Raw genomic sequence first — 18803 nt, forward strand, 5'->3', positions numbered from 1 at the left:
AAACTAGAATGTACGAACGTCAACGAAGTGACCTGCAATTGCCGCAGCTGCTGCCATTGCTGGACTCACCAAATGCGTACGACCACCATTACCTTGACGACCTTCGAAGTTACGGTTTGACGTCGATGCACAGTGCTCACCCGGTTGCAACTTGTCAGCATTCATTGCCAAACACATTGAGCAACCCGGCTCACGCCATTCAAAGCCCGCTTCGATTAAGATTTTATCTAAGCCTTCTGCTTCTGCTTGTGCTTTGACTAAACCTGAACCCGGCACCACCATGGCTTGCTTAATCGATGCCGCCACTTTTTTGCCTTTGGCCACTTCAGCCGCTGCACGGATATCTTCGATGCGTGAGTTGGTACATGAACCAATGAATACGCGGTCTAATTGAATATCAGCCAATGCCTGACCCGCTTCTAAGCCCATATAGTTATATGCACGTGTCCAGTCATTACGCTGTACGTCATCTTTGGCTTGTTCTAAAGTTGGCACTGCTTGAGATACAGGAATCACCATCTCAGGAGAAGTTCCCCAAGACACTTGTGGCTCAATTTCTTCACCTTGCAACACCACAACAGTATCAAAATGCGCACCTTCATCAGACACTAAAGTATTCCAATACTCTACTGCAGCATCCCACTGTTCGCCCTTCGGTGCATATGGACGGTCTTTTACATAGGCAATGGTTTTGTCATCGACAGCCACCATACCCACGCGCGCGCCACCTTCGATCGCCATGTTACACACCGTCATACGACCTTCGATCGACATATCACGGAATACTTGACCACCAAACTCAATTGCGTGACCTGTACCACCTGCCGTACCGATTTTACCGATAATTGCTAAAACCACGTCTTTAGGAGTTACGCCTTGACCCAATTGACCGTCAACACGCACCAACATGTTCTTCATTTTCTTTTGAACTAAGCATTGAGTCGCCAACACATGTTCAACTTCAGATGTGCCGATACCATGTGCCAAGCAGCCAAATGCACCATGCGTTGCAGTATGTGAATCACCACACACCACGGTCATACCCGGCAACGTTAAACCTTGTTCAGGCCCAACTACATGCGCGATCCCTTGGCGTACATCGTTGATGTCAAACTGGGCAACATTAAAGGTTTTACAGTTGTCATCTAAAGTTTGCACTTGGATACGTGAGGTATCATCTTCAATACCCGCAATACCTTCAGCACGCTCCTTAGTAGAAGTAGGTACGTTATGGTCTGGCGTTGCAACGTTAGCGCTTAAACGCCATGGTTTACGACCTGCAAGTTGTAGACCTTCAAAAGCTTGTGGAGAAGTCACTTCATGCAATAAATGACGGTCGATATACAATAATGAAGAGCCATCATCTCGTTGTTTTACTAGATGGTCATCCCACAATTTGTCATACAAGGTTTTTTTTGTTTGGGTTTCCGCTTTTTGGGTTTCGCCTGCCATGTCGATTTGCTCCACTGGACTGGGTAAATTCTTTCGTTAAATCGATTATAACCACGTATTCACATAAATCTAATTTATCATTTTTATTAGTTTAAAAACTTATAGGAATGATATTTAACTGCTGATTTCCGTTGCATTTTAATCACCATTGATGCGTTCAAAACACACTCACTTCAATACTTTCAGCAGATGAAACTTTAGATTTTTCTCCGAGTTTTTGATCACTTTCTGCCATTTTTAAATGGTGATTTAGAAATTCAATGATCATAAATTGAATTTTCTCTTTTACATTGCAAATAAGAATCATTATTATTAACTCATTGCCAAGATTTATCAATTTAACAAGGAGCATTCTCATGGCACACATTAACAAGTTCGTCGAAAATAATCAGCGCATGTTCAAAAAAACCTTGAGCTATTACATTATGCATATCACGGTTGCGATGTTGGTTGGTTATTACGTGACAGGCAGTATTGCAATGGCCATTACCTTAAGTTTACTTGAACCAACTGTTCAAGCGGTTGCCTTTTTCTTCCACGAAAAAGCATGGGAAAAGAAAGATAAAGCTGTAGAGGAAAATATCCCCGCTTAATCCAATCCTGCTCCTTGTAAAAAAACCACCATCACGGTGGTTTTTTTAATGACCTTAAAACGTTCTTTTACTCTATCCACTTTAACTTTCTATTCATTTCATCCTATAGATTCAATTGTAGACAGATCATCAAAGCTTGGGTTTTTGTTGTAAGACCAGCTGATCATGCGCCTCGATCAATTGTTCTATCGCAAGAATCAGTTTGTTTTTTGCCGCATTACACTCGGCAGCTGCACGGTTTTCGTCGTCTTCGTCATCTGCGATTTCATATATTGCACAGCGCTTTTCGACTGTCCCTTCAAAAATATCCAATAAATTTTTAATGTGTTTAATATCCATCGCCTTCTCCCTGTGAGGTACAACATTGCTAATCGATGCAGCCATGACTGTACCTGTTGCTATAATTATTCACTGAAAAGTATGTTCCCCAAGCCATCAAAACTTGAGTTCATTTTTTTGTTTTAGTTCAATACTGAATTAAAAAGAAACGCCATCGCTCCTCTTTAATTTAAACGGTTGACGTACTTTCCAGCCGTGTATTTTTTATATTATGCATAACTCTGGTTTCGGTTTAAAAAACAACTTTGTAACAACGCATTTGAGCTAAAAACGTCACAGCCCAATCTTAAATCATGCAACAATCAAGCACTCAAATAACACTATTGAACCCTGAAAATCCCCTCAGATTTAAAGGGTCATCTGGCTTGAACGCCTAGTTTTAAATCAAAAGATACAACTTTTCCTTTGATTTATTCTTAAAATATTATAACAATGAGACTACGCATAAAAATTCTTTATAGGAATGAAGATGAATCTCGCAGCCTTTGAAGCCTTTGTAAAAGTCATGGAAACTGGTTCGATCTCCTTGGCAGCAGATCAGCTCTTCATTACGCAACCTGCTGTGACCAAGCGTATTCACAGTTTAGAAGAATACTTCGGTGTCAAACTTTTTGAATCCGCGGGTCGTGGTGTTCAAGCGACGCATGCAGCAAACTCTCTCTTGCCAAAAGTAAAAAGCTGGCTGAATGAATTGGGTGATATTCACCATACGCTCAGCCATGAGCAAGGTCAGGTTCAAGGTAAACTGAAAATTGGCACCAGCCATCATATCGGCTTACACCATTTACCGGCGCATTTGCGTCAATATGTACAACAGTTTCCAGAAGTGACCTTAGATGTACACTTTGTTGATTCTGAACAAGCCCATGAGCAAGTTTTGGCTGGCGACTTAGAGTTGGCATTTTTGACTTTACCACCACAAGGTGACAGCCGTTTAAAATACATCACGACATGGAATGATCCACTGGTATTCGTGGTTGCACCTTTCCATCCTTTGGCGCAAGTTGAGCATTTAACCTTAGAAGATTTGATCCAATACCCAAGTCTATTGCCTGCGGCGCAAACCTATACCAGTCAAATTACCTTGGCTGAGTTTGAAAAGTATGGCCTGAAGCCAAAAGTCACCATGAGCAATAACTCACTTGAGTCGATTCGCATGTTGGTTTCAATTGGTCTCGGTTGGTCAGTCCTTCCTAAAACATTATTGAACCAAGATTTAAAACAATTGAATTTACCTTCAAACATGAATCGTCAATTGGGGATGGTATGGCATCCAGGCCGTACTCAATCACTTGCTGCACAAAAACTGGTTGAATTGATGAAACACATCTAATTCATTTTTTGCCTACAAAATTCAATTATTAATCAAGCCACCGCTATGGTGGCTTTTTTTAGTGATCTGTTTGAGCATTTAGAAAAAGCGAATGATTTTCTATATGTTGAATGGTCGCTTAAATTTATTTTGCATTAAAAATGGGATCGCCTATTTCAGCCGATCCCATTAAAAAAACCAAGGAAGACCCGTCAGTTTTACTTCGTCAACGAATCTTCATGTAATGATTCATTCAATTGATCAACAATAATCGCCCATTCACCATCTGACTTAATTTTTTCGGCCAAGAACTGACGCTGAGCATCTGTCCAATAGTCTGCTTCGGTAATTTTAGTTTGGGCACTGAGTTGATGCGTCACGATAAATAAAGCAATCGCGTCTTCACTCGAATCTAAACCCAGTTGTTCAAATAGATGAGTCATGCGTGGACGTACACTCATTGTCATTCTCCGTGTTAAAACTTATTGTTTATGGATACAAAATTATTCTGTTTTAAGGATATAACACGGAATGGACACGCACTCAATTACAGAATTCTACAGCGGTGAAAATTGAATAAAAGGCAAACTGAGCATAATCATCACGACCGATTGAATAAATACCAACAACAAAGGCAGCCCCCAGTTCACTCCGCCTTCTTCAGCAAACACCTGCTCACTATATTTCGGCTGCTGCATATAGGCTTTGGTCTTTTGCACCGCAAAATCGCTATAAAGCCGCTTTCCGATGCCAGCGAGTATGAGGTTAGGAATCAATGCTAGCCCCATCAAGACTTGATCAGGCACTCCGATGATGAGTGCCAACATACTAATCAAAAAACCAACCGCAAAGAATAAGAAGAAATAGCGATACATCTTCCGATAGAGTAACCAATAGGGCCCAAAAATTAACCCCGCCCAACTCAGGCCACTGTTGTGCCCACCTTGTTGTTCTATGAACTTTAAATAAGATTGAGCACGTGGCCCTATAAAGATTTGAATTAAATGTTTAAAAGAAGCTTCTGTCTGCATATAGAGCGATAGTTCAAATTAGTGAGCTGAAGTTTAATCAAAAGGACGTCAAATAAAAAAGCATCTAATGATGCTTTTTTATCATATCTATTTTTAGGCTTGAATTGACCAGTCTTGAATGTCCCAACCTTGTTCTTTTGCAAGGACTTCTAAACGGTCATCTGGGTTAATTGCAAAGGCATGATCGGCATATTCCAATAGGAAGCGGTCATTAATCGAATCTGAATAGGCCCAAGATTCTGTCACATCACGACCTTCTAACCATTGATTCAAGCGGACTAATTTGCCTTTTTGATAGCACGGAGTATTGATCACTTTACCCGTATATTTACCATCCACAACTTCGGCATTGGTTGCAATGATTTCAGTAATACCAAATTCACGAAAAATCGGTGCGGTAATAAAATCAGACGTTGCGGTGATCCCGACCAATTGATGTCCTGCATCTTGATGGCGCTGAATGGCAGCAAAGCCCTCAGGACGCATTTGCGCACGAATAACTTTTTTCATAAACAACTGATGTAACTCAGTTAAGTAGGCATTGTCATGTTGAGTTAAAAACTCAAATACAAATTCATTATAAGCAATCGGGTCAAGCTGGCCTTTTTTATAATCATCATAAAATTTATCATTCATGGCACGATGATGAATTGGATCAACCAAGCCTTCATTGACCAAAAACTCCCCCCAAGAATGGTCTGAGTCGGTATTTAATAAGGTGTGATCAAGGTCAAACAGTGCCAATTTCATGAAAATACTCGTAAAAGCTGAAATTTAAGAAAAAAATTGTAAATCTATCTCCGCTAGTCGATAGAAATTCGTTAAGATCATAACAATTTTAACATTTTTACACTTTGCTTTTTCGAGATGGACACAGAAATAAACGTCCCCGTGAGCAAAGTCATAAATTACACAATATTTAGGTAGCCAAATGATCGATTCAGAAGGTTTCCGACCCAACGTCGGGATCATTTTGGCAAACGACATTGGACAAGTTTTATGGGCAAAGCGCATTGGTCACAATGCCTGGCAATTTCCACAAGGAGGTATCCAACATGGAGAAACCCCCGAACAGGCACTTTACCGTGAGCTGAGAGAAGAAGTTGGCTTACTGCCCGAACACGTCCAGGTGATAGCACAAACCCAAGGGTGGTTGCGCTATCGTTTGCCACATCGGTATATACGTACCGATTCAGCCCCCGTTTGTATTGGTCAAAAGCAAAAGTGGTTTTTATTGAAACTGACAGCTTCAGCACAGCATATTCAGCTTGATTTGTCAGATCCACCTGAGTTTGATCAATGGCAATGGGTCAGCTATTGGTACCCATTGGGACAAGTGGTGAATTTTAAACGCGATGTATATCGTAAAGCCATGGTGGAGCTGTGCAATCAGCTTCCGCAAAAACCGTAAAAATTTGCAGAATGGATGCAGATTTTTAGGATGAGTGTTGTTATAAATAAAGCAGAATAAATTTTGGAGCAGACACGATGTCGAACATGCAACTGGATACCTTAAGACGCATAGTCCAAGAGATTAATGCGTCGGCCAGTTTGCATGAATCTTTAGACATTATGGTCAATCAAGTGGCCGAAGCCATGCATGTGGATGTCTGCTCAATCTACTTGCTTGATGAACGAAATCATCGTTATTTACTAATGGCTTCTAAGGGTTTAAACCCTGAAGCCGTTGGGCATGTCTCTTTGCATACCAGTGAGGGTTTGGTCGGCTTAGTTGGACAACGTGAAGAAATCGTCAACTTAGACAATGCACCCAAACACGAACGCTTTATGTATCTGCCAGAAACGGGGGAAGAAATTTACAATTCCTTCCTCGGTGTTCCGGTGATGTATCGCCGTAAAGTTATGGGCGTCTTGGTGGTTCAAAACAAAGAGCCTCAAGACTTTAGCGAAGCTGCCGAATCTTTCCTCGTGACCCTGTGCGCTCAACTTTCAGGGGTGATTGCCCATGCACATGCCGTCGGGAATATTGAAGTCTTTCGTAAACCAAACAACCTCCCTGCCTATAAAACTTTCCAAGGTATTTCAGGTTCAGGCGGTATTGCGCTAGGTCGTGCAGTCATCCTGTATCCACCTGCTGATTTGGCTTCAGTCCCCGATCGTGAAGCCGATGACATCAGTGAAGAACTCGAATTACTCGACAATGCCATAGACGCAGTTCGTCAAGAAATTTTGTCTCTCGATGAAAAGATGCAAGATGCCCTCATGGCCGAAGAGCGGGCATTATTTAGCGTGTTCTTGCGGATGCTCGATGCCAATGCCCTCCCCGCGGAAATCAAAAGTGAAATTCGTGACGGTAACTGGGCACAAGGTTCGGTACGCATTGTTATTGATAAACATATTGCGCTCTTTGCACAGATGGAAGATGACTATCTCCGCGAACGTGTTTCAGACTTAAAAGATCTAGGGCGTCGTATCTTGGCCTTTTTGCAAGAAGCAGATGCCAGTCACCGTGAAATCACCGATGAAAGCATTTTAATTGGTGAGGAAATTTCTACGGCTGCCTTGGTTGAACTCCCTGTCGATAAAATAGCGGCGATTGTAACCACTGAAGGTGCCATGAACTCACACATGGTGATTGTGGCACGTGCCCTCGGTATTCCAACCGTAGTCGGTGTGACTGAACTACCAATTAATACCCTCGATGATGTCGAAATGATTGTCGATGCACATCAAGGTCGTGTATTCATCAATCCACCTCGTCGTTTACGCACACGTTATAAAGAGATTCAAAAAGAAGAAGAGCAAATTGCTAAAGATCTGAAGCAATACGAAACCAAAGATGCCATCACCCCTGACGGTGTTGCAGTTCGATTGTTTGTAAATACTGGCTTGATGATCGATGTGGTTCGCGGTGTACAACGTGGCGCCAAAGGTGTCGGTCTATACCGTTCTGAAATTCCGTTTATGCTGCGTGATCGCTTCCCTGGTGAAGAAGAACAGCGCGCTATTTATCGTCAACAGCTCAGTCATTTTGCCAATAAACCAGTGGTGATGCGTACCCTCGATATTGGTGCAGATAAAGACCTTCCTTATTTCTCGATTGAAGAAGAAAACTCAGCACTGGGTTGGCGTGGAATTCGCTTTACCCTCGATCATCCTGAGATTTTTTCAGCCCAAATTCGTGCCATGCTCAAAGCCAGTATTGGCCTGAACAACTTGCATATATTGCTGCCGATGGTGACCAGTGTCAGCGAAGTCGAAGAAGCGTTGTATTTGCTCGATCGTGACTGGCAAGCGGTGCAAGAAGAAGAACAGGTGAAAATTACCAAACCCAAAATCGGCATCATGGTCGAAGTGCCGAGTGTGCTGTTACAGATCGATGAGTTTGCTGAATTGGTTGACTTCTTCTCGGTCGGATCTAACGATTTAACCCAATACTTACTTGCGGTTGACCGTAATAACCCACGGGTTGCCAATGTCTATTCACACTCACACCCAGCCGTACTTCGTGCGCTGACTCGCTTGGTGCAAGAATGTCATAAATACGACAAGCCGATTAGTATTTGTGGAGAAATGGCCGGTGATCCACTCACAGCTATTTTACTGATGGCGATGGGCTTTAATACCCTATCGATGAGTTCGAGTAATATCCTCAAAGTCCGTAAAGCCATCTGCCATGTGCCGATGCCAGATGCAAAAGAGCTCTTGGATCGTGCTTTGAGCATGAATAATCCACTGATGGTGAAAAGCATGATGGAGTACTACTTCAAGACTCATGGTCTTGGTGATATGGTGAAATCGGCAACCCGAATCGTGAGTGCTTAAGAACACTCATGTAAAATAATAAAATGAGGTGATGATGGATTTTTTATTTTTTCTGGCTTTTGTCGCAATTGCCTTTTATATGACAAAGATCCATCCGCAACTCAAACAAAAAATGTTAGAGCTGCAACACGATACACCGATTGAAAAAGTATCCTCAACTCGACCTAGACCGCCCCAAGCACAACAAGTCAATATACGCCCAACCAAGCCAACAAAATCCAAAGCTCCGGTCAGCCGCTCTCGTATTCCCCCCTTACTCGATATAGAAATTACTGCGTCACAGCAGCGCCGCTTAGGTAAAAATGATCCATCGGTGCTGGCTGCACAGCGCGCCAAACAGCTAAATCAGACGCAGCACAGCGACGCAACATGGTTTGAGCAATTGACCAGTCAGGTGGAACACGTACTTCAGCAACCTAATAACGCCGTAAAACATCAAAGCACAGCGTCTAGACCACAACAAAAATCCACATTCAACAAAATGTTTGAAGACTTATTTTCAAAATAAGCGGTGTTTTAATGTTCAATATTTCAACTCAAAACCAATGCTTTAAATCCTGCATGGAACCACCTAAATGAACGTTGGTATCTTATTATTCAACGAAGTTGAAGTCTTAGATGCCGCGGGGATTTCTTCGGGGATCCATGCATCGCTTTATATTGTGGCCAAATTGCATGGCTTAGAGATTGCGAAGCAAACAGCAAAACGTATGGAATATGATGTGGAATTTGTTTAAGCAGATGTTGAAGCCGAATCATTTAGTAGACTAAAAACTGAGAAAATACACTGAAATAAAAAGGGAGATAATCATTCGAATATCCCCCTTTTTTGTGCTTTGCATAGCCGCGTTTTGCATTTTTCTTTCGATCTACAAAAGTTTGGCTTTTGTTAAAATCGTTCATGTGTTTTGCCACAAAGTTGCGAACTTCAACTTCAGGCAGGACTTTTTTCTTTGCCATTTGCATTCACCTTTTTGCCTATACAGCACCCTCGTACTGTAGTGCATATATTGATCTATTTTTAGATTTTTTCAAGCACTTTCCTATGGCTTTTTGATACAGCGTAGTTAGCCCCAAGGCCATAAAAAAATTGCTTTGCCACATTATTTCCCTCTCCCTAACCCTCTCCCATTGAGAGAGGGAAATACGTTGTATTTAGCTAGCAAAAGCTCGTTCTAATACTCGCTCTACATCGACCTTTTTAGCATCCAGCATGCCCACCACTTGCCCATGTTTCGCACTATAGCGGCTTTGAATAAAGCCATTTGCTACATAGTCAGGCGCATAGCGTTTTAGTAAAACCGCTTGTGCCAATACGGTTAAACGACTCACTAAACTGCGCCCCATAAATTGTAAATCTTCAGGCGATTGATGGAACAATCTGAACAAGTCCTGCAATTCAGTTTGCAAGCTTTCATCTGTACTTACTGTACTCGCCAAATCTTTAAACAGCACTTCAATGGATTCAGGCTCGCGCCCAATCGCGCGCAGCACATCCAAGCACATGACATTGCCTGAACCTTCCCAAATGGTATTTACAGGCGCTTCTTTAAAGATACGCGCCATGATGCCGTTATCGACATAACCATTGCCGCCAAAGACTTCCATCATCTCTCCAGTCAGCTCTACCGCACGCTTACAAATCCAAAATTTGGCTGCTGGGGTCATGATGCGTTTCCATGCCAAAGACAAAGCATCATCCGATTCATAGCACTGCGCCAAATGGAAACTGAGCTGCGTCGCTGCTTCACTCTCTAAAGCTAAATCTGCCAAAACTGCACGCATTAAGGGTTGTTCAATCAGATGTTTACCAAAGGCCTGACGCTGACGGGTATAAGCAATACATTGCACCAAAGCTTGACGCAGCATGGCGCTCGAACCGACAGAACAGGTCAGACGAGTGTAATTCGCCATTTCAATAATGGTTGGAATGCCACGCCCTGCCTCACCAATCATAATGCCCCACGCATTTTTGAATTCGACTTCCGAACTTGAATTCGAGCGGTTACCGACTTTTTCTTTTAGGCGCTGTACCTGAATTTGGTTCTTTGTGCCGTCTTCCAGCCAACGCGGTACAAAGAAACACGCCAAGCCATCTTGCTCGGTTTTTGCCACCACCAAATGCGCATCACACAACGGCGCAGAGAAAAACCATTTATGCCCTGTGAGCAAATAAGCCTTGCCTCGTCCTGTTTCTGCCACAGGCACAGCGATGGTTTCATTGGCACGCACATCCGAACCTCCCTGCTTTTCAGTCATGCCCATGCCCAGCCAAATCGACTTTTTCTGCGCAATCGGCACATCGCGTTCATCATATTCTGTCGATAGTAGTTTCTCGCCAATTTTCGCCCACAGTTCAGACTCACGTTGAATGAGCGGAATACTGCCCAGCGTCATGGAGTTTGGACATAAGTTGCCGCATTCGACCTGCCCAGCAAGATAAAAACGTGCTGCCCATTCCACCCATTTGGTCTTGGAATTTGGCTGATTAAAAGGATGTGCATGGGTATCAAACTGACGATTCAGCCCCATCCATTTATGCCATGAGGGATGAAACTCAATAAAGTCAGTACGGCGACCACGAGCATCAAAGGTATGTAAGATTGGGGTATGTTTGTTGGCTAAAGCCCCATGCTGAAAGTATTCACTTGAACCTGCGACTTTGCCCATTTCGCATAAAGTCGGCTGATCATGGCTGCCGTAGCGTTTTAATATTTCGTGTAAAACTGTATCGCTTGAAAATAGATTGTAGTTTTCCAGTTCATCAAATTGGTTGCTGATTTGATGCGTCATCCATGTCTGTTCTAATGTATTCATCGACTATATTTTCCGCTTGTTCTTGTTGGCATTTCATTTCAGTATAGAGAAAATTTAAAGCATAGACGTTCGGTTTTCCGCGCTTAAAAATATGAAGAATTTAGCCATTAAAATACGGCGTAAGCCACGTCAATCACGTGCAAAACTGACGCAAGAAGCCTTACAGGACAGTTTTGTTCGGCTTTTGCATGAGCGCCCTGCCAGCCAAATTACCATTCGGGAAATTACCGACCTTGCAGGCGTGGGCTTGGGAACCTTTTATGAATATTTTTCGAAGAAGGAAGATTTGATTGCGTTGACCATTCATTTGCATGTGAAACACAATGCGGAAAGCTTAAAAAGTTATGCACAAAGCTTGATCAAGTTATCCACAGATTTGGAGTTTCAGACGTATTTGGAGCGCATTATTCACTTTCAAATTGAGCAAATTCAAGCACAGCAGTTTTTATGGTCGCAGGTATTTTTGTTGGAACGGCAGATTTCAGATATTGAAAATTACCGTAAAAGTTATGTCATGATGGTGCAAATGTGGCAACACATGCTTAAGCCTTTTATAAATAACGAGGAAAAGCTCAAGCCAATGGCTTTAAATATACAAAGAGTGTGTTATGGCTTTGTTTCGCAAAGCTTGTTGATCGTACCAAACTTTACTGAATGGGATGAATTAAAGCGAGATATAATTCATATGTTGCGCGATTAGACTTCGCGGACAAGTCTAATGACGTTTCAAATGCATTGGTGAATAAAATAAAGTCATGTTATTTACAAAAAAACGGCTCTTAAACCAGTTATTTTAAATATTTAGGAAATTCATTTTTACGGTAGAAGAAAATCATTCATCACTTGGTTCATCCTTCAATAAAAGTGTTTTAGAAGTTAAGCTTATATTGCTAGCTTACTTATCTCATTTATACGCCTTTGCAATGCTGGCCAGTTGTAAGCTCTTTAAAAACTCAGCCGTATATTTCGGGCTATGGCGTAATGCATCTCGATGATCGCCATTTGGGATCGCATGATAGACCGCTGGCAATTTTTGTTTGCACACTTGCTGGTAATAACTTTGAGTACCAAGGTGATCTACAAATGGTCTGCGGCGCCTTAAACAAACATCAGTGTTACGGTTAGGGTCATATATTCAATCGACTACCGTTTTAAATAGCTTAGGGATGGCCTTAAGTCTGAATTTTTTAAAAGATTGGCTGAGGTGCTTGTTTTAACTAATTTTTTAGTTCTGATAAACAGCGTTTACGGGCCTGATTTAGTAAAGACTGCATATCTGGACTAACCTGTTGATCTACATTGATCGATCTGCTGCGGCTGCTCCCTACAACACGCTGGGGAAAAATGCCGCTACATTGGTATCTGGATTTGGATTGGTTTCTACGTATTCAGCAATACATTCATATTGATAACCACCCGGTGCCAAGGGTATTGCAGCTTTAAAATTTAATTCAAGCGCATCTTTTTGCCCCTGAGCTGCAACCGCAATAGCAGCTGCACCACCTTGACTACGCCCCATCACCATCCAGTCTTTACTAAATTGCCTCGGCTTCCAAGAATGCAATGCACGCACAGAATCCACCAAGTTATAAACTTAACTGACTACATTCATATGAGGGCGCAGTTTTGGCTTACCCAGTCCTTATAATCTGTTGCAACCACTACATAGCCATGCCTCAAACAACTGTCGATTGCACTATCTATGACTAGTTGCAAACTATATACAGGCCCATTGTATAATCACTTGAAGGAGCACTTGTATCAGCCACACAGTCGTGCCATGTGCTCATGCCAATACGGTCCAGTCTTGTTTAAGTGCTTATCCTTTTAGGCGTAAAATATATCCCGAGGTCAAAATGGGTTCGCCATTAACCCCCTCAACTACGATATGCGATCACGTAAGGTTGCCTAGTATGTTGATATGATGTAGGAATCGATTCAAGCTGGAGTGACAACACCTGACCTGACAACAATAAAGATAGGTGTGCCAACTAGCATCACCCCATAAAAAATTTATTTACAATTTTCTAAAACAACTTAGACCACTTGCCAATATTTCTTCAGCTGTATTTTTAGCTTATTTTAAGTATTAAATAATGTCTTTAATGTTAAAAAAGCTCTCCAATATTAACAACATAAAAATGTCTTTCATTAACTAGAATCAGCTAAAAAACCTATATTAAGGCCAAAATCCATAATAGAAATATGGATTTAGATATTTCGTCCTATTCTACCTATCATAGCGATATATTTGAGTTTAATTCATCGATAAAATATTAAAACAAAATATATAAATAAATAATATAAATTCAATAACTTGATTCATCGAATTAACCATTTATTCAAAACTATTTTTCCATTTGTCAAAAGCCACAGAAAGCTTTAGAGTCAATAAGTATATAAAGATTTTTAAGCTTTTAACGGCTACAGTTTTATGACTTCTCTTCGATTGATTGCTGCTTGAAAAATTTTAGAATGAGAGAAAAACTGTTGTCACATTGTCACTTTAAAATGAATTAACAAAACGGTTAATGTCATGTGCTGTTGAGCGTGTTATCAATTGAAGGGTTATAACTCCCAACTTTAATACATGATTATAATAATGGAGATACTCAATGAGCGACGACGTTAAAAAATGTCCTGTCACCCACCTAACAACTGATGCTGGTGCTCCTGTTGTAGACAACCAGAACAGTATGACGGCAGGTGCACGTGGTCCTTTGCTTGCCCAAGACCTATGGCTTAATGAAAAACTCGGTAATTTCGTTCGTGAAGTAATTCCAGAGCGTCGTATGCATGCCAAAGGTTCTGGTGCTTTCGGTACGTTTACCGTGACTAACGATATTACCCAATATACCCGCGCTAAAATTTTCTCAGAAGTTGGTAAAAAAACTGAACTTTTTGCTCGTTTCTCTACCGTAGCGGGTGAGCGTGGTGCTGCAGATGCAGAACGCGATATTCGTGGTTTTGCCCTTAAATTCTATACTGAAGAAGGTAACTGGGATTTAGTTGGTAATAACACCCCTGTCTTCTTCCTACGTGATGCTCGTAAATTCCCTGACTTAAACAAAGCAGTAAAACGCGATCCTAAAACCAATAAGCGTAGTGCAACTAATAACTGGGATTTTTGGACTTTACTACCTGAAGCTCTACACCAAGTTACGATTGTGATGTCTGACCGCGGTATTCCAGATGGTTACCGTCATATGCATGGTTTTGGCAGTCATACTTTCAGTTTTATTAATGCCAATAATGAACGCTTCTGGGTTAAATTCCACATGCGCACTCAACAAGGCATTAAAAACTTAACCGATGCTGAAGCTGAAGCGATTATTGCCAAAGACCGTGAAAGCTCACAAACCGATCTGTTCAATGCAATTGAACGCGGCGATTTTCCAAAATGGAAAATGTACGTTCAAATCATGCCTGAACTTGATGCAGAAAAAGTACCTTATCACCCATTTGATTTAACCAAAGTATGGCCTAAAGGCGACTATCCGTTGATTGAAGTGGGTGAATTCGAACTCAATCGTAACCCTGAAAACTATTTCCAAGATGTTGAACAAGCCGCTTTCGCACCAAGTAACTTGGTGCCGGGTATTAGCTTCTCACCTGACCGTATGCTGCAAGCGCGTTTATTCAACTATGCTGATGCTGCACGTTATCGCGTGGGTGTAAACCATTACCAAATTCCTGTAAATGCACCACGTTGCCCTGTTCATTCCAACCGTCGTGATGGACAAGGCCGTATGGATGGTAACTATGGTGCAACACCGCATTATGAACCAAACAGCTTCAGCCAATGGCAAGAGCAACCACAATACAAAGAACCACCATTGAAAATTACTGGTGATGCTGACTTGTGGGATTATCGTGAAGATGACAGCGACTATTTCAGTCAACCACGTGCATTATTCAACTTAATGAATGATGAACAAAAACAAGCATTGTTTAATAACACTGCTGGCGCAATGGGCGATGCACTCGACTTCATCAAATATCGTCATATCCGTAACTGTTACGCATGTGATCCAGCTTATGGTGAAGGTGTTGCAAAAGCATTAGGCTTAACTGTAGCGGATGCGCAAGCTGCTCGTGCAACTGATCCAGCTCAAGGTAATCCAGGCTTGCTTTAAGTTTTATCTTTGAATAAAAAAACCACCTTTTAAGGTGGTTTTTTCTTGGCATTAAATATTCCAATTACCTTCTAATTAATCCTTAAACAATCAATTTTTTGCCTTCATGCATGGTTAAAAATGGATTCATTAACTTTGATGTTTTTCGCATTGCATGATGTAAGTCATGTTCAGGTTGGTCTCTAGCTTCATCAGTCAACTGAAAAGTCCGATAATGCATTGCCAATGAACATTTTGACTGTAAATCTTTATGCGCCTGAAAAGCTTCTTCGGGATTCATGTGCAAATATTTCATTAAACGACGTGGCTCATAAGCTCCAATCGGTAATAACGCTACTCGGGGTGCACCTAAGCGTGTATGGATTTGTTTGAAATGCGCGGCATAGCCCGTATCTCCAGCAAAGAAGAAATGTCCTGTACTATGCACGATGGAAAAACCTCCCCATAAGGCATGATTTTGATCTCGCCAACCACGACCTGAACCATGCTGTGCAGGCGTATAAACGATACGCAAATCTTCAAACATTTCCGATTGCCACCAATCAAGTTCAATGACATTGAAATGTGTGGGTAAATAATAAGCATTGCCTAAACCAGTATAAATCGGCATAGCAAATTGTTCATGTAACCAATTCAAGGTTGCTAAATCCATATGATCATAATGATTATGGCTCAGTAAAACCCCATGAATTGTAGGTAATTCTTCTAAGGCAATTCCTGCAGGACAAGCACGTCGTGGTCCAGTCCCTTGACGTGGGCCTGCATACTCCCCCCATACAGGATCGGTCAAAAAATTATATGGCCCAATTTGAATCAAAACCGTCGCATGTCCGACAAACCAAACCAACCAATCATCCATTTTAGCCGATGGCCGATTGTGCGGAATGCTACGCGAAGAAGCAAAAAACTGTTGGTATTCTTGCTCACGATCTACTTTCCATGTATCGCTTTTACGCGTCATGATCCATTTCAGCATATCTTTACGCGTAAACGCATCTGGATTTCGAAGGGTATTAAAGAATTTTTCCCCATTAAAATGGTCAGTTGCCAGATAATCAAATACAGGCTTCGTCCACGTATGTTTCATACAGCTTTTAGTACTGATTTGAAACTGTGCTGATTGAGTTTTTTGATTCATGTGTATTTAAAATTCATTCACTATGCTGACAAACCTTGCAAAGTATTTAACCTCGCAGACCTATTGATCAAGACGACCTTTCATGCGCTCAAGCCAAACCTTCCGAGATTGAGGCTTGACAAAGAGTGCCACAATTTCAGGATGAAGCTGTTTAATTTGTGCTTCAATTCTGTTGACACAAGCTTCTATATCATCTGATGTTAAATTATCTTTAAATTCAAGACTCAAAGATGCCAAAACTTGATGTGCACCCATCTGCTCTGTTAACACCCCATTGGCAGAATGCACTGCTGGATCTTGCTCTGCAACCATCAAGACATTATGCCTCAATTGTGGGTCAGCAGTTTCTCCCATGAGCAATCCTTTAGTCTCACGTGCAAGTAAAATTGCTGAAATAGCGAGTACAACCCCAATTAGAATTGATGCCAGACCATCAAGCATTGGCATATTCAGCGCGTGTGATAAATAGATACCGATCAGGGCAATAAACAGACCAATCAGCGCTGCTGAATCTTCAAATAACACGGTAAATGTCGTCGGATCTTTACTGCGTCGAAATGCTTCAAAATAGCCCTGTTTCCCTTTGATTTTACGAAATGCTTTCAATGCCACAAACCAAGAGGTCCCTTCACACAAAATCGCAATACCTAATACGATATAGTTAATCATCGGATTTTGCATTTCTTCGGGGTGATAAATATGACTAATCCCTTGATAAATCGACACGATCGCACCCAAAGCAAAGACCATCAACGCCACAATAAAAGCCCAAAAATACAGCTCTCGCCCATAGCCAAACGGATGGCGTGCATTTGCTGGCTGCTGCGATTTTTTCATACCGTAGAGCAGTAAGATTTCATTTAAAGTATCAACCACAGAGTGAATTGCTTCACTCAACATGGCCGAACTATTCGTGATATAGGCAGCGGCAAACTTCACCAGTGCAATCGCTAAATTGCCGAAGAGCGCTGCATATACCACGATTTTGTTAGATTCAGACATTTAAAATTGTCCTAAATTTATTTTTATCAAACAGATCTATTTGATTTTATAGCTCATTCCATAGTACTCAAACTGACTGTAGCTGTTGTTTGTTATTTTGTTGTTTTTACACCAACTGTCGATTGTTTCGACAATGCCATCATGTTCCATGTGAAACACGCTCTTTAGCGCAAAGGTATAGAAAAAAAAGGAAGCCGCAGCTTCCTTATAATTCTGTAGATGTACACGGTTCAACGTACTTTATTAAAATATTGCTCGCGCCACTCTTTCCAAAAGTACATCACAATACCAAACATCACGACCACGATTCCAACAAAGGCATTGGAGCTAATATATTCACTGTTCAACGTCGCTCCCAAAACCAATGCTATGACAGGTGTCATCACATTACTGAGTGACACCGTTGATGCGGCCAAACGTCTTATAAGCCAGAAGTAACACAGCATTGCCACAATGGATGACATGATCATGGTAAAGACAAATCCAATCATTGCACGGCCGCTTGGCAATTCGGTTGGAAAATGCTGCCAGATAAAAGGAATAATGAGCATCGATCCTAAAGCAGAAACAATCAGGGAACCGGTTGCCTGTGACATCGGCTTTAACGGTGCATTAATCTGCTTCACCCAAAAAATCGAACTGATATATGACACCATACTGATTAGCATCAGTACAACGCCAATTGGATTGACTTTGCTATCAGCAGAATCTGCAAAGACAAAAGTTAAACCACCCACTGCAACCGCCATGCCCAACCACTGCAAAGCGACCAATTTATGTGTTTTTAAAATTACATGGCCAATCAAACCGGCAATTAAGGGTGAAAAACCAAAAATCAGTGCCATTAAACCAGAGGTGAGATAATTGGCTGCCAGATAAATAAATAACTGTGCGCCAATCAAATTCAAACTCCCTGCCACATAACTTTTTAATGAGGTTTCATCAAACGGCAAAGGATCACGCATCAATTTCAACAAAAACAGCGCAATAATAGATGCACCGAAGTAACGGATAATCAACACCCACATCGGATGTATTTCCTGTACACTCCACACAATCGCGAGCGGCGTCGTCGCCCAAATCAGTACCAAAAGAGCATATATACTTGCCGTCAGCGGCAGTGAAGATTTCATTTCATTCTCAAATTTGATTGTTCTAACGACTTAACCTGAAACCCACTATTCAGATCTGGAACTA

At 41.6% G+C, this 18803-nt stretch carries 19 protein-coding genes; 8 read left to right on the forward strand and 11 right to left on the reverse strand.

The window, feature by feature from the left end; all coding sequences use genetic code 11:
* Window positions 1–3: 3 nt before the first annotated feature.
* Window positions 4–1452, reverse strand: coding sequence for a 3-isopropylmalate dehydratase large subunit (leuC, locus tag FTU06_RS00920; RefSeq protein ID WP_078189722.1), 1449 nt, complete (start codon window positions 1450–1452; stop codon window positions 4–6).
* A gap of 356 nt (window positions 1453–1808) precedes the next feature.
* Between leuC and FTU06_RS00925 the strand changes: the two genes are divergently transcribed.
* Window positions 1809–2045 (forward strand): DUF2061 domain-containing protein, encoded by a 237-nt coding sequence (locus FTU06_RS00925; protein WP_078192757.1) that lies wholly within the window; start codon window positions 1809–1811, stop codon window positions 2043–2045.
* A gap of 129 nt (window positions 2046–2174) precedes the next feature.
* On the opposite strand, the gene FTU06_RS00930 is transcribed toward FTU06_RS00925, so the two are convergent.
* Window positions 2175–2384, reverse strand: coding sequence for a hypothetical protein (locus FTU06_RS00930; RefSeq protein WP_180005297.1), 210 nt, complete (start codon window positions 2382–2384; stop codon window positions 2175–2177).
* Window positions 2385–2853: 469 nt separating this feature from the next.
* Here FTU06_RS00930 and FTU06_RS00935 point away from each other — a divergent pair, with 469 nt between their 5' ends.
* Window positions 2854–3717 (forward strand): LysR family transcriptional regulator, encoded by an 864-nt coding sequence (locus FTU06_RS00935; protein ID WP_078189725.1) that lies wholly within the window; start codon window positions 2854–2856, stop codon window positions 3715–3717.
* A 197-nt stretch (window positions 3718–3914) separates the two neighbouring features.
* Here FTU06_RS00935 and FTU06_RS00940 read toward each other — a convergent pair whose 3' ends face one another.
* From FTU06_RS00940 to FTU06_RS00950, 3 genes are all read right to left on the reverse strand, one after another.
* On the reverse strand, window positions 3915–4157 hold the full coding sequence (locus FTU06_RS00940) for a DUF2789 family protein (protein WP_078189726.1): 243 nt from the start codon (window positions 4155–4157) through the stop codon (window positions 3915–3917).
* Between the two features lie 96 nt (window positions 4158–4253).
* Entirely contained in the window at window positions 4254–4727 is a 474-nt protein-coding gene (locus tag FTU06_RS00945; RefSeq protein ID WP_180124272.1) for a DUF2628 domain-containing protein, read from the reverse strand.
* Between the two features lie 93 nt (window positions 4728–4820).
* Complete coding sequence (locus FTU06_RS00950; protein ID WP_078189728.1) at window positions 4821–5477, reverse strand: HAD family phosphatase; 657 nt, start codon at window positions 5475–5477, stop codon at window positions 4821–4823.
* A gap of 181 nt (window positions 5478–5658) precedes the next feature.
* Between FTU06_RS00950 and FTU06_RS00955 the strand changes: the two genes are divergently transcribed.
* The 4 genes from FTU06_RS00955 to FTU06_RS00970 all read left to right on the forward strand — a co-directional run bounded on the left by FTU06_RS00955 (window position 5659) and on the right by FTU06_RS00970 (window position 9250).
* On the forward strand, window positions 5659–6138 hold the full coding sequence (locus tag FTU06_RS00955; protein ID WP_180065340.1) for an RNA pyrophosphohydrolase: 480 nt from the start codon (window positions 5659–5661) through the stop codon (window positions 6136–6138).
* A gap of 77 nt (window positions 6139–6215) precedes the next feature.
* Window positions 6216–8513, forward strand: a complete 2298-nt coding sequence (gene ptsP / locus FTU06_RS00960) for a phosphoenolpyruvate--protein phosphotransferase (RefSeq protein ID WP_180005299.1) — start codon at window positions 6216–6218, stop codon at window positions 8511–8513.
* Window positions 8514–8547: 34 nt separating this feature from the next.
* The gene (locus FTU06_RS00965; protein ID WP_180144380.1) at window positions 8548–9021 is read left to right on the forward strand and encodes a hypothetical protein; all 474 of its coding nucleotides are present in this window, start codon (window positions 8548–8550) and stop codon (window positions 9019–9021) included.
* Window positions 9022–9088: 67 nt separating this feature from the next.
* Complete coding sequence (locus FTU06_RS00970; protein ID WP_180010167.1) at window positions 9089–9250, forward strand: hypothetical protein; 162 nt, start codon at window positions 9089–9091, stop codon at window positions 9248–9250.
* 22 nt (window positions 9251–9272) lie between these two features.
* Here the strand turns inward: FTU06_RS00970 and FTU06_RS00975 are convergent, their stop codons facing one another.
* Window positions 9273–9473: a hypothetical protein gene (locus FTU06_RS00975; protein WP_067764150.1), complete on the reverse strand. Its 201-nt coding sequence runs from the start codon at window positions 9471–9473 to the stop codon at window positions 9273–9275.
* Between the two features lie 195 nt (window positions 9474–9668).
* Complete coding sequence (locus tag FTU06_RS00980; RefSeq protein WP_180007141.1) at window positions 9669–11330, reverse strand: acyl-CoA dehydrogenase family protein; 1662 nt, start codon at window positions 11328–11330, stop codon at window positions 9669–9671.
* Between the two features lie 91 nt (window positions 11331–11421).
* On the opposite strand from FTU06_RS00980, the gene FTU06_RS00985 reads away from it, so the two are divergent.
* Entirely contained in the window at window positions 11422–12030 is a 609-nt protein-coding gene (locus FTU06_RS00985; protein ID WP_180144383.1) for a TetR/AcrR family transcriptional regulator, read from the forward strand.
* 624 nt (window positions 12031–12654) lie between these two features.
* Here FTU06_RS00985 and FTU06_RS00990 read toward each other — a convergent pair.
* Window positions 12655–12903, reverse strand: coding sequence for a hypothetical protein (locus FTU06_RS00990; RefSeq protein WP_180062908.1), 249 nt, complete (start codon window positions 12901–12903; stop codon window positions 12655–12657).
* Window positions 12904–13945: 1042 nt separating this feature from the next.
* On the opposite strand from FTU06_RS00990, the gene FTU06_RS00995 reads away from it, so the two are divergent.
* Window positions 13946–15466, forward strand: a complete 1521-nt coding sequence (locus tag FTU06_RS00995; RefSeq protein WP_111884100.1) for a catalase — start codon at window positions 13946–13948, stop codon at window positions 15464–15466.
* Window positions 15467–15548: 82 nt separating this feature from the next.
* On the opposite strand, the gene FTU06_RS01000 is transcribed toward FTU06_RS00995, so the two are convergent.
* The 3 genes from FTU06_RS01000 to FTU06_RS01010 all read right to left on the reverse strand — a co-directional run bounded on the left by FTU06_RS01000 (window position 15549) and on the right by FTU06_RS01010 (window position 18739).
* Window positions 15549–16604 carry an MBL fold metallo-hydrolase gene (locus FTU06_RS01000; protein WP_180144385.1) on the reverse strand — a complete coding sequence of 352 codons (1056 nt, stop codon included), beginning with the start codon at window positions 16602–16604 and terminating at the stop codon, window positions 15549–15551.
* Window positions 16605–16664: 60 nt separating this feature from the next.
* On the reverse strand, window positions 16665–17606 hold the full coding sequence (locus FTU06_RS01005; RefSeq protein WP_180062906.1) for a cation diffusion facilitator family transporter: 942 nt from the start codon (window positions 17604–17606) through the stop codon (window positions 16665–16667).
* 230 nt (window positions 17607–17836) lie between these two features.
* Complete coding sequence (locus FTU06_RS01010; RefSeq protein ID WP_180062905.1) at window positions 17837–18739, reverse strand: DMT family transporter; 903 nt, start codon at window positions 18737–18739, stop codon at window positions 17837–17839.
* Window positions 18740–18803: the final 64 nt, after the last annotated feature.

The organism is Acinetobacter sp. YH12052, from assembly GCF_013419835.1.
In the GTDB taxonomy this organism is placed as follows: domain Bacteria; phylum Pseudomonadota; class Gammaproteobacteria; order Pseudomonadales; family Moraxellaceae; genus Acinetobacter; species Acinetobacter amyesii.

Excerpts from the sequence above, each read along its gene's own strand:
- leuC (WP_078189722.1), bottom strand. The coding sequence starts at position 1,452 with ATGGCAGGCGAAACCCAAAAAGCGGAAACCCAAACAAAAAAAACCTTG.
- FTU06_RS00925 (WP_078192757.1), top strand. The coding sequence starts at position 1,809 with ATGGCACACATTAACAAGTTCGTCGAAAATAATCAGCGCATGTTCAAA.
- FTU06_RS00930 (WP_180005297.1), bottom strand. The coding sequence starts at position 2,384 with ATGGATATTAAACACATTAAAAATTTATTGGATATTTTTGAAGGGACA.
- FTU06_RS00935 (WP_078189725.1), top strand. The coding sequence starts at position 2,854 with ATGAATCTCGCAGCCTTTGAAGCCTTTGTAAAAGTCATGGAAACTGGT.
- FTU06_RS00940 (WP_078189726.1), bottom strand. The coding sequence starts at position 4,157 with ATGAGTGTACGTCCACGCATGACTCATCTATTTGAACAACTGGGTTTA.
- FTU06_RS00945 (WP_180124272.1), bottom strand. The coding sequence starts at position 4,727 with ATGCAGACAGAAGCTTCTTTTAAACATTTAATTCAAATCTTTATAGGG.
- FTU06_RS00950 (WP_078189728.1), bottom strand. The coding sequence starts at position 5,477 with ATGAAATTGGCACTGTTTGACCTTGATCACACCTTATTAAATACCGAC.
- FTU06_RS00955 (WP_180065340.1), top strand. The coding sequence starts at position 5,659 with ATGATCGATTCAGAAGGTTTCCGACCCAACGTCGGGATCATTTTGGCA.
- ptsP (WP_180005299.1), top strand. The coding sequence starts at position 6,216 with ATGTCGAACATGCAACTGGATACCTTAAGACGCATAGTCCAAGAGATT.
- FTU06_RS00965 (WP_180144380.1), top strand. The coding sequence starts at position 8,548 with ATGGATTTTTTATTTTTTCTGGCTTTTGTCGCAATTGCCTTTTATATG.
- FTU06_RS00970 (WP_180010167.1), top strand. The coding sequence starts at position 9,089 with ATGAACGTTGGTATCTTATTATTCAACGAAGTTGAAGTCTTAGATGCC.
- FTU06_RS00975 (WP_067764150.1), bottom strand. The coding sequence starts at position 9,473 with ATGGCAAAGAAAAAAGTCCTGCCTGAAGTTGAAGTTCGCAACTTTGTG.
- FTU06_RS00980 (WP_180007141.1), bottom strand. The coding sequence starts at position 11,330 with ATGAATACATTAGAACAGACATGGATGACGCATCAAATCAGCAACCAA.
- FTU06_RS00985 (WP_180144383.1), top strand. The coding sequence starts at position 11,422 with ATGAAGAATTTAGCCATTAAAATACGGCGTAAGCCACGTCAATCACGT.
- FTU06_RS00995 (WP_111884100.1), top strand. The coding sequence starts at position 13,946 with ATGAGCGACGACGTTAAAAAATGTCCTGTCACCCACCTAACAACTGAT.
- FTU06_RS01000 (WP_180144385.1), bottom strand. The coding sequence starts at position 16,604 with ATGAATCAAAAAACTCAATCAGCACAGTTTCAAATCAGTACTAAAAGC.
- FTU06_RS01005 (WP_180062906.1), bottom strand. The coding sequence starts at position 17,606 with ATGTCTGAATCTAACAAAATCGTGGTATATGCAGCGCTCTTCGGCAAT.
- FTU06_RS01010 (WP_180062905.1), bottom strand. The coding sequence starts at position 18,739 with ATGAAATCTTCACTGCCGCTGACGGCAAGTATATATGCTCTTTTGGTA.